Below are 11125 nucleotides of genomic sequence, written 5' to 3'. Positions count from 1 at the left end.
AAAAAAGAATAAAATATCAAAAGCGAGTCATGTTGAGCAAAGTCGAAACATCTGTTATCAAAGGAATAGATTCTTCGACAAGCTCAGAATGACATCAAACTTGGACTTTTGAGACAACCTCATGCCTGCCCCTTATTTTGCAATACTTTCCAACGTTTGCCAGCATTGGTAAAGGCCGCGGGGTACATGAAAGCATCCTTTCCACTTACCACCTTTAAGATTAAGTGATACATCGCCCTGCCGGTTGAGGTAACCATACCACTCGGGATACTGCTCATCCTTAAAATAGGCCCAGGTATACTGATGGACTTTCTCAAACCATTCCAAACTCTCTTTTGAGCCGGTAAGGCGGTATCCCTTGAGCAATGAAATAAGCGATTCTATATGCACCCACCAAAGCTTCTGATCCCACTCCAATTGTTGGGGTGGACGGTTTTTGGCATCCATGAAATAAAAGATTCCGCCATATTTTTCGTCCCATCCATGCTTCAGTGTTTGGAGGGTAATTTGCTGTGCTTGTTCAATGATATCCTTTTTGTCCATTCTCTCGGCCAGATCCATGATAAACCACATGGCTTCAATGGCATGGCCGGGATTCAACAACCGTCCGTCGAAGGTATCCGATAAAGAACCATCTTCATTGACGTTTTCCACCACAAGCCCATATTCGGGACGATAGAAAACATTCAACACCTCATCCATCAATTTGGAAGCAGATTCTTTAATATATTCCGTTCCAAGTATGTGTTCCATCTCAAGATTGAGGTTGCACATAATCATGGGGAGTGCAAAGTTCTTTAGATTCCGTGTACCTGGATAGGCTTTATTGTAGCGGCCTTTGGGATTCTCCTGACGTTCCAGAATGCGGTCGTAGGTGACTTTTGCCAGATCGGTATATTCCTGATTACCGGTGGCCAGCCCAAGTTGGGCAAAAGCCATAGCAGCAAAAGTGAATGAAAATATGTTATAAGGTTGAATCAGTGGTTTTCCTTCACGAGTAAGGCTAAAATACCAGTTACCAAAACCATCATGACCGTATTTCTTTAGGAATTCACCTCCCTGCCGGGCACATTCCAACCACTCCTGCTTTTGCTCTACCCTGTTATAGAGCATGGAGAAAAGCCATACTTCCCTCGCCTGAAGCCAGATAAACTTATCGGTATCAAAAACATTTCCTTCACGGTCGAGGCACGAAAAGTAACCTCCGAATTCCTTATCCTGTGATTTATTGAGCCAGAACGGCACAACATTTTCGAGCAGTTCCTGCTTATACTGTAAAGCCAGTCTTTGAAAATCCATTGTTCTTCGATTTTATTAACTCCAAATACTCAAGATAACGGTTATACAGATGTCCTGCCTGCAAGTAAGCAGATTGCGGACTCATAAAGTGGGAAAATTCAAAAGTAATGGCATTATGAATACCGGCTTTCTCGGCCATGTGAAGCTTAAGTAATAGTTTTTCCCATTTGATGGGCATAAATTTAATGGGCATATCTCTGTCAAAAGTTTCAGAATTGGTCCAACATTCCAAACCATATTCATCGGCCAGAGATTTATTGAGTTTCAGAAATCCTGTAAGATCATCATAGTCAACATGTCCATCCTGAAAAGCAACAATATCCACCGCATTTTTGATCCCATCAAAGATTTCCCGCCAGTCGTTTTCGTGCTGCTGTAACGAGATGCCCTTAGCTTTGGTGGTATCATTTACATACTGGCTCACGTTCTTAATGCCATCAATGTAAGGTGATATAAGAACCGGCAAACCCTCGGATACATCTTTGCAATGTCGGGCCAGACTGGCGTAAAGATCAATAATCTGCCCTGTTTTGCGGCTGATCTCCTGCGACACATACCACCCCCTAAAAGCGGGCATGTGCCCATATTTCGTCCACACCTCATCAATAACCCGCTTATTCAGATCCACCTCCTGTGCAAACTTACCTTCAGTCCAGTATTTTCCTGAATCGTAAAGGCCAAAATAAAAAGACATACCATACTTCTCTGCCAGTTCAAGATACATCTGAACCAAATCAACGGGTGGACGGTAAGTTCCTTCGCGTTCCATCAAAACTTCGGAGGGAAAAGTCTGCCACTTCCGATATCCCGAACGAATGAGAATAACAGTATCAATTCCGGCTTTTTTCATATACCCGAAATCTCTGTCCCACTCATCGCGCCCCCAGTTCTGGTGGGGTATATCGTGACTTATCTCATCTAAAAAAGTACCTTTAATTCTCATCCAAATATCTCTTTAGCTTTGTTATTATCATTATTATCGAAGGATGCCTGACTCGTTCAACGTCTTTATCCATAGCTGATAACCGGCATTGTTAAGGTGCAGCCCATCAATAACCAGTTTATCCGGCATTTGATTCTGACCATCAGCAAAAACCTGATGCAGATCGATTAACTTTACATTATATTCCTTAGCCAACTGCCTTATTCTTTTATTCAATTCCAGGATTTTCGGAGTCTTACCTTTCATGTATTCAACCGTTATGTTCGTCTCATTAATGGGCAAAACCGTATGAAGCACCAACCGGGTATTCCGGCTTTCATTTTTTATCCGGCGGATGATTTGCTCATATTTAGTGGAAATCAAATCTGGAGGTAGCCCCCTGCCCAAATCATTAATACCGATGAGAAAAAAAATGACGGTGGGTTTGGCTTCCAACAGGGTGCCAAGGCGGGCATCCACACCCCAGCAGTTATCGCCCCCAATTCCTCGGTTCAACACCGGTATTTCAGGAAACCATTCTCCCCAAAGGCCACGCTCTGTCATGCTGTTGCCCATGAAAACGACATTCCATGAATGCACCCGAACAGACTCATGCATACTCCTTTTATACAAATAGTAACTATTGGCATAGGAGGTATCCACTGCCGTTTCCTGCGCAGAAAGCCCTGAAAGAAGACCAAATGAACATGCAAGAAAGGCAAGTAGTCGTTTTGCGATTATGTCAAAACCTGTTCGTTTCATCATTAATCCATATTCTTAATATGATCGTACCAGAAGAATTTCAACAATACCGATGTACCGATAAACACTCCCAAAGAAACCCAGGCCGATGAATATTCACCAGACAAGAAATAGAGAGGTAGAACCACCATCGACATTTGCCAGGTAATACCCACCACTACATTAAAGGCATCCCGCTTAAAGTCCTTATTGGGCACAAACGACGGGTCTTCATTCATTACGGCCTCTTTTACCGGCTTCCAGAATCCCCATGGACGCGTTTGTTTGTAAAAGGTTTTAAGAGTTCTCATATCCTCAGGCTTGGTAAATAGTGTTCCCAATACAGAAGCAGCCATTGACACCAGTAATATCAAAGGAAAAATGTAGATATCGATAGCTCCGGGAACAAAGATTCGCACCGAGGGTGGAACAACGACAGAGGCGATCAGTCCTCCAAGCATCCCAAAGAAATAACCCATACCGTTAAATCGCCACCAAATCCACTTCAACACATTGGCCGCTGCATATCCACCGTAAAGAGAGGAGGTAATCCAGAGCGTAAGGCTATTCAAGGATTTTGCAAAAAGACCAAAGGCAATACCTACTACAACCAGAATCAGGCTCGACATATAGCTGTAACGAACCAGCTTTTTATTGGAAGCCTGAGGGTTTACATACTTTTTATACAAATCGTTGACCAGGTAGGCCGGAGCAGCATTAATGAAGGCTGCAAAGGTACCCATAAAAGCTGCCAACAGACCTGCCAGCAACAACCCCTTAATTCCCACAGGCACAAACTGACGGATGGCCAAAGGCAGGACCATTTCAAAATCAATATCTGCCCCCATCTTCATGAGTTCAGGCTTCAGGTAAACCAGCCCCAGAACCGCAAAACCACCTATCATCAGGTAACGAGGGATAAACAAAACCAAAGACGTAAGACCGCTCATCTTAGCTGCTTCAGAGGGGGTGCGGGTACTTAATATTCGCTGCATATCGTAACTTGGCACCGGTCCGGCCAGACTGGCAAAAATCCCTTTCAGGAGCATCATCATCAGCAACATCCCAAACATTTCGTAGCCGTCGCTTCCGATTTTATCATTCAACTCGGGAAATAGGCCGGACCAGTCGAGATCCAGTTCCCACCCGGGCCACAAATCGGTCCATCCTTCAGGTACAACGGCAGCAACCTGCTCAGGCGTAACCTGATTGTAAGCAATGATACCGATTGATACACATGCCACCGTCATAATGAGAAACTGCAACACCTCGGTACTAACAACACTGTACATACCACCTTTCATGGTGTAAATGGTAGTGATAGCTATAATGATTAAGGCATAAACCTGCTCAGAAGTTAAATGAAGTCCCATTATGGTGGTAGAGAGGTCCCATGTAAAAAAGGTGGTAGCAAATTTTCCAATTCCCTCAACAAAATAGGCGATAAAACCAATCACACTTACCACCGCAAAAACCACCACGATGATGTGTGAGAGTCTTCCGCCACGGCCATCCCCAAAGCGGAAAGTAATCCACTGGGCCCCCGTCATAGTATTGGATCGTCGCATCCAGATGGCGAGGAAAACCATTACAAATATCTGATTCCAGACCGGCCATAACCAGGGGATCCAGGCACTCTTGAGTCCATAAACAAAGACGATGGTCACCGTCCACATAGTACCTGAAATATCAAACATCCCGGAGGCATTAGATAAACCCAGAAAGTACCATTTGATCTTGTTTCCACCCAGAAAATAAGCCTCAAGATCCTTTGATGCCCGCTTCGACAACCAAAATCCGATAAACAATGTCAGGACCAGATAGGCCATAACAATTCCAACATCAACAAGGGACAAATTCATTGTATTCTTTTCGTTTTATTAAAATTCGCAATTACACCAGGCTATTGCCTGTTAATTATACATCTCTTTTAGTTCTTCCGAGTATTGGCTAAGGCCTTCATAAAAGAAGTGTACTTCTCCATCCATTCCCAGCTTTCGGTTGCTCTCAATCATAAATTTGAAAAGCTCATTGGAAGGCTGCTCGCCATTGACACGAATTAGAATTCCGGGATAAAGCAAATGCCGTTTTTCAGGCAGGACATAATCAACCGTTGCTTTTAGTGTGTTTAGATAAGAAGTAGAATCCTTTCGGTAAACCTGAGGGCAAATCATATCAACATATCCGAAATTGATCCAGGTGGGCCAATCCTGAAGATACTCTTCCTTGCTCCAGGGAAATACACTGGGAGCCATCGAAACAATACATTCAGGATCTGCACTTTTCACTTCGTGGTAAAGTCGCTTCATAAACTCGTTAAGTTTTTCGGCCCGCCAGTTTACCCATTCAAAATCTTTGTAATATTCGGGTGGCTCCTGACCGAAATGTTCGGCCTTGTACTCTTCAATCACACCGGGATTATACCCCCCTTTGGAAGGCATGGCAGGCAAACGATCATCTCCCTGGATGCCATCCACATCGTAGTTATTAACCACCTCAAGAATGAGCGACATGACAAAATCCTGAACCTCTGGATCCAAAGCATTTAGCCAATCAAAATTATTCTTGGTGCAGAGTTCTCCGTCACTTGTAAGAGAAGCCCATTCAGGCTTTAGCTTAACCAACACACCTCCATCTTTGTTATAGGAAGAAGAAAAGCCGAATTCAAACCAGGCAAAGACTTTAATATCTCTCTTATGAGATTCTTCAATTAACTCCTTTAACGGATCGCGTCCTGAATTATCCGGATCCAGCACCGGATCGATTTCCACACCGGTAAAATCTTTCATGATCTGACTGCGATACATGGTCATGGCTTTGTTCCAGGTTACCACAAATATGGTATTGATCCCAAGGCTGTCACACTTTTCCACTGCCTGAACCACCTTTTCTTTGGTATAAAGTGCATCACTGGCCACATTGGTCAGCCAAACGCCCCGAACCGGCTCATCGTAACCGGGAACGAAGTTGGGTGCAGTTCCTTCATCAGATTGGGATGATTGGGAACTGCACCCAGCCATCATCAATAGTGCTATGAGAATAAAAAACAATTGCTTCATGAGAGACATCTTAAGACCTAACCTTATATTTTTATCTTTTTTCATTATCTGTAATGGGTTGAAACACTTGAAAACATCAGGGCAATTCAGGGTATTTAGCCGGAGCCGGGTAAAAAGCTTTGATGACTGCCTGGATTTTTTCATTGTTCAGAGGCACATCATAGAAGAAAGATTCACCATAAATACCACGCTCCCTGTTAGCCAGGATCTGACCTGCCAAAACTTCGGGATCACTTAAACCACTGCTTCCGTAAAGGATAAGACCGGGACTCAGCAATTCAAGATTACCATGTCCGTGAGTGGTGTAATAAGATAAAACCTCGTCTATGGTGTATTCGTAGCTGGTGACTGAAGAGCGATAACACTGCACTGAAAGCATTTCAATGACACCATCATCGAGCCACACCGGCCATTCCTGCATCAAGTTATTAAAAGCCCACGGATATGGATTGGGAGAAAAAGCGATAATACATTCGGAATCAACCGCTTTTATTTCTTCATACATCTGAACCGCAAAATCATTCAGAATATCAGCCCGCCATCTTACCCAGGCACTGTTATTAAAATTAGAAGGAGGCTCCTCTCCGTTGTGTTCTTCTTTATAGCGGGCCACAGTATAAGCATCATAACCAGAGTTACGAGGCATCGCAGGCAAACGGTCATCTCCCTGTATCCCGTCAACATCATATTTATTAACTGCTTCCAGCATCATATCCAGCATGAAACGCTGAACCTCGGGATTGTAAGCATTGTAATAGTAGTCTGATTCATTGTAGTTGCAAGGCTGTCCGTAGCTGTTAATGCCCACCCAGTCGGGGTGAACAGCCAGTATTTTATCATTATCCGGAGTGGGAGGCGTTGCAGTCCGGGACATAAATCCATGTTCATACCAGAGTATTACTTTGAGACCGTTAGCATGAGCCACCTCAACCAGGTCGGCAAGAGGATCTCCCGATCCTCCCTCATAATCGTAGAAGAGTCCATCTTCAGGAGTGTTGTAAGAAGAATTATCCGCCAGCGTCTGGCTTGGGTACAATATGCGGGTTTGTGCCCAGGTTCCTACAAATAAAGTATTAAAGTTGAGCTCAACAGCCAGGTCTACCCCCTTTTGAATTTCTTCATAACTCCTCAAAAAAGGTGAATGCCAGGGCGCAGGAATCCAAAATGCCCGCACCCCGACATCCTGTGGTAGTTCATTGACTGTTATTATATATGTTTTAACGTCACCGTTTTCAGCTGTAACGGCCACTTCTGCAGAATTTTCCAAGTTAATAAGGCTTCCGCTGACTGGTTCTACTTCAGCATAAGCCGGGAGATTAAAGTTCACTTCAACCTCGCTTAAATCGGTTCCGTAAGGAACATCCAGTTCAATTTGATCATCGGTAACAGTCCCGTCTCTGAAAAGAGCAGGGAATGAAACACCTTTTAAAGTGTTATCGTCACTTTTGGCAAAAGTAACAGACACCGTGTAAACCACCTCACGGTCATCTTTGCTAAGTTTAAAACTTAATGGGTTGGTAAAGTCATATGCATACCCGGGAGCAGGTGTTAATTCTGCATCCTGGTTATAGGTTACGGCAGGTTCAAGTGCTTTAATATCGGTTCCACGGGGCACTTTTACATCAATGGTCAGGTTCTCCTGATCTATTACCCCCTCCACAACGGGATCAAGGTTCTGAAAAACAAATGAAGTTATTTGCAACTCTTCTTCTTCAGGAATCTCAGTGTTTTTGTCTTCCTCACAACCAAATGTCATCAATGCTATAAAAACAAGCAGGTAATAATGTAGTTTCTTCATGACAAATTATTTATTCCCGGAGTAACAGAGTTGAATAACAGCTCCAGGTATTCAGCAAAGTGAAAAAATAAAGAGAAAATCCCCGGACCGTTTCCGGCCCGGGGAAAAGATGTTTATCGAGTAAATTCTTCAACCATGAAGCCGTTCAATACAGAGAAACTGAAAATCATTGGATTTCCTTCTTCATCCATAGCAACAGCGTTGTTTGCATTTACCCATGGGTCATTGCTTCCGCCGCTGAATACATTGGTATAAATCAGCTTCTGCCCAATATTCTCATCAGTAAGCGCGCGCAAAGCAGCCTCAATATCGGCACCTTCGGTGATGTTTACAATTTGAGAGAAAGCACCTGAAGCTTCCCATTCGCGGTTAATGCTGAATGAAAGGTAACGTCCACCATTGTACTCAAATACATGAGGATCGAAAGAGCGGAACTGGATTACACTTTCTGGTACTTCATAAACCACATTGCCCTGATCATCGAGAAGAGTAATTCCCATCTCAGCACCTGAAGCCAGGTAAAGACCCTCTGCACCGGGAATTTCATTTACACGGCCATACTGACCAACTTTTACTGCTTCCTCAAGAGCAAGATCCCATACTACAGGAGCGCCAAATTCGCCACCATCAGCCTGGAATACATAGAACTCATTGGCATCAGGATTACCACCCCATCCGGGGAAATTGGATGCGATGATTTTACCGTTGGTTGAAGGATCTCCAACAATTGAAAGAGCATCACCCAAACGCTGATTGTCAGCAGTTGTAGTATAAGTCAAGACTACCTCAGGTGTAGCATCAACATTGGCCCATTTGTAAACTTTAAATTCAGCACCCTGAGCAGCCATCACCATATTACAGGCATAGATGGCATCACCTGCACACTTAACATCAGAAATCACCCATGAACCTCCTTCAACACCTTCCATGCTAAGATTTTTCACTTCATCAACAGTGGCATTGATGTCCCAGTAATGAATGAAATTACCATTGAGACGAGAAGCAACAAATACGTACTGACCGTTAAAATCGGCACCACGTGATTTATCGTCCGAAATTTCGGTAGGAACAGCCTGAGAAGAAGCCGATTTGTCGATCAAAACAGTTGCTGTTTCCACATCAAATCCAGCAGTAGTTACTTCAGGAACAAGTGTATACTTTTTAGACTCCCCAGCATAATTAACGGTAAGCGATGCATCTACAGAAAGATCCAAAGTATCCTTACCGGTTGATGTCTCATAAGTAGCACCTTCGGGACCTACTTCGATAGCAGAGATATAAACCAGGTGAGATTGCAACTCATTGTAAGTTACACTAATCTGATCTTGCAGAAGGTCAACTTCTGTTTCGTATACCTCATCAGTATTGGCACTGGCAACTTCCAATCCCTTCAGAACAGGTCCGGTAGGTTCTGCCTTAGTTACCGTTACAGAATAAGTATTTTGAAGTTCTCCGTTTTCTACAACAAAATTTCTTGGCTCGGAAAAGTCCAGAGTAGTACCAGACTGAGGAGTTACCATAGCCCCTTTAGACAAGGTAATTTCAGGAGTCAAAGCCATAAGGTCTGATTCAAAAGGAACAGCCACTGTTATATTGGTTCCTTCAATAGCTCCTTCAACTGCAGTAGCCTGGTCGGGCCCCGCATCCACAATTGAAAATCCGGTAATCTCTGCTTTCAGAGGATCATCTTCATCGTCTTCACATGAGGTAAAAAATGTTACCCCTGACAATAAAGCTACCATAAAGACAGCTTTCATTGCCTTTTCAAATAAACTTCTTTTTTTCATAAGAACAGTTTTTAAAATTTAAAGGGAATTATTAAATGGTCGTTTTACATGTTAGTTCTCAACGTCCCACCACATACGGGTGTACTGGCTGTCGCCTCCCATTTGACTGACAGCAGCATCGTAATTTTCAGCATTGTACCTTCTCTCATTCACAGGGTATGGCACTCTGCGGGGCATTTCGTCATTGCCGGGCCAGGTGTAAACAGGCTCCTGCATCTGAGGAAATCCGGTTCGTCGAACCAAACTCCATGCTTCCTGTCCATTGGGGTACAATGCAATCCAGCGTTGTGTATAGATTTGTTCCAGTCCTGTGGCAGACTGATAAGCCACCTCTGAATAGAAATCATCTATTACCTGCTGGTCATTTATTTCAAATTGATGTAGAGATGCTTCGATAGCCTGACGGTAAAACCCTGCGGGGTCACCACCAATAAAACCGCGTTCGGCAGCTTCAGCCTTTAAAAAGCAGGCCTCGGCATAAGTTATCAGGTAATGAGGGGTTTCGGGTTGTGTAAAGAAAGACCCGATGTTACAGAATTCAGGTTTGTAATAGTTATTATATTTCAGACTCAGTGAATCCTGTGGCTGACCATTGCGAAGCCCTACAAACTCTCCGTTGGTATTAGGCTCGGCAAAGACTGAAATGCGCGGGTCATTAGCAGATTGCATATACCCCATCAGATTCTCACTGATCCGGACCTCATGCCAGTTATAGACATAAGAAAGCGGATTTTTCACATGATAGGTGGGGCCATCTTCATCTGGAATAACCAGGGCCATATCTTCAGCCGAAGTCATGGTTTCTGAAAGATCCAGGCCTTCGAAAAATGACCGGGTCAGATTCTCATCTGCATCTGAAACTCTCAGCGCCATGCGCATGCCAAGGGTGTTGGCAAATTTTATCCATTGATCAAGATTGCCGTTGTAAAGCACGTCGGCATTTCCATAACCGGGATACCCTTTATCTCGGTTTTCTTTGATAAGTGCCACCGAGGCTTCCAACTCTTCGAACAGACTATTATAAACAGATTCCTGCGAATCGTAAGCCGGTTTAACCGTTTCCAGAGCTTCGGTATAGGGAATGTCGCCATACATATCGGTCAGCAACTGATACATGTAAACCTGCCAGATACGCGCACAAGCTTCCTTAATTGGATTTTCAAGCTCAACAGCCAACCCGATTGTCTGGTTATTTACATTAAGCGGTGCAAAGTGTGGTCGGGCATAATACCAATCCCAGACCACATTGCCCGGCCCAGGTTCATAATTATCAGAAGTAAAACTGGGATTAATATTGGCCCAGTGCTGGGCATAAACCGATCCGGCGGTTTGATGAACCAACTGCCATACGCCAACAGATAAGCCCGAACCAGTAACCAAAGCCCTGGTAAACAAATAATCGGGCTGAATTTTATCGGAAGTGGTTTTGGGACGATCCATCTCCTCGAAATCATCGGTACATCCGGTGAATCCCAGAACCAGTCCCAGCAATAGTGTATAAATTATATTCGTTCTCATT

The 11125-nt window shown here is 43.8% G+C and carries 8 protein-coding genes; all 8 read right to left on the bottom strand.

All coding sequences use genetic code 11. The annotated features are described in order from the left end of the window. Positions 1 to 132: 132 nt before the first annotated feature. The 8 genes from BY457_RS10245 to BY457_RS10210 all read right to left on the bottom strand — a co-directional run bounded on the left by BY457_RS10245 (position 133) and on the right by BY457_RS10210 (position 11124). A complete protein-coding gene (locus tag BY457_RS10245; protein ID WP_106153234.1) occupies positions 133 to 1299 on the bottom strand; it encodes an AGE family epimerase/isomerase in 1167 nt (388 codons plus the stop codon). After that, positions 1268 to 2242, bottom strand: a complete 975-nt coding sequence (locus BY457_RS10240; RefSeq protein ID WP_106153233.1) for a DUF4434 domain-containing protein — start codon at positions 2240 to 2242, stop codon at positions 1268 to 1270. Before BY457_RS10240 ends, BY457_RS10245 begins: the two co-directional genes overlap by 32 nt. Before the next feature lie 33 nt (positions 2243 to 2275). Further along, complete coding sequence (locus tag BY457_RS10235; RefSeq protein ID WP_106153232.1) at positions 2276 to 2986, bottom strand: GDSL-type esterase/lipase family protein; 711 nt, start codon at positions 2984 to 2986, stop codon at positions 2276 to 2278. Further along, positions 2986 to 4824 (bottom strand): sodium:solute symporter family protein, encoded by a 1839-nt coding sequence (locus tag BY457_RS10230; protein ID WP_106153231.1) that lies wholly within the window; start codon positions 4822 to 4824, stop codon positions 2986 to 2988. Before BY457_RS10230 ends, BY457_RS10235 begins: the two co-directional genes overlap by 1 nt. Before the next feature lie 51 nt (positions 4825 to 4875). Further along, positions 4876 to 6021, bottom strand: a complete 1146-nt coding sequence (locus BY457_RS10225; RefSeq protein WP_106153261.1) for a glycoside hydrolase family 10 protein — start codon at positions 6019 to 6021, stop codon at positions 4876 to 4878. Between the two features lie 76 nt (positions 6022 to 6097). Beyond that, positions 6098 to 7819 carry a glycoside hydrolase family 10 protein gene (locus BY457_RS10220; RefSeq protein ID WP_106153230.1) on the bottom strand — a complete coding sequence of 574 codons (1722 nt, stop codon included), beginning with the start codon at positions 7817 to 7819 and terminating at the stop codon, positions 6098 to 6100. Between the two features lie 113 nt (positions 7820 to 7932). Further along, positions 7933 to 9606 carry a DUF4623 domain-containing protein gene (locus BY457_RS10215; protein WP_106153229.1) on the bottom strand — a complete coding sequence of 558 codons (1674 nt, stop codon included), beginning with the start codon at positions 9604 to 9606 and terminating at the stop codon, positions 7933 to 7935. Between the two features lie 51 nt (positions 9607 to 9657). Then, on the bottom strand, positions 9658 to 11124 hold the full coding sequence (locus BY457_RS10210; protein WP_106153228.1) for a SusD/RagB family nutrient-binding outer membrane lipoprotein: 1467 nt from the start codon (positions 11122 to 11124) through the stop codon (positions 9658 to 9660). Between the last annotated feature and the right edge of the window lies 1 nt (position 11125).

It is taken from the genome of Marinilabilia salmonicolor (genome assembly GCF_003003035.1).
GTDB lineage: Bacteria > Bacteroidota > Bacteroidia > Bacteroidales > Marinilabiliaceae > Marinilabilia > Marinilabilia salmonicolor_A.
This window is presented reverse-complemented; position numbering and strand designations above follow the sequence as displayed.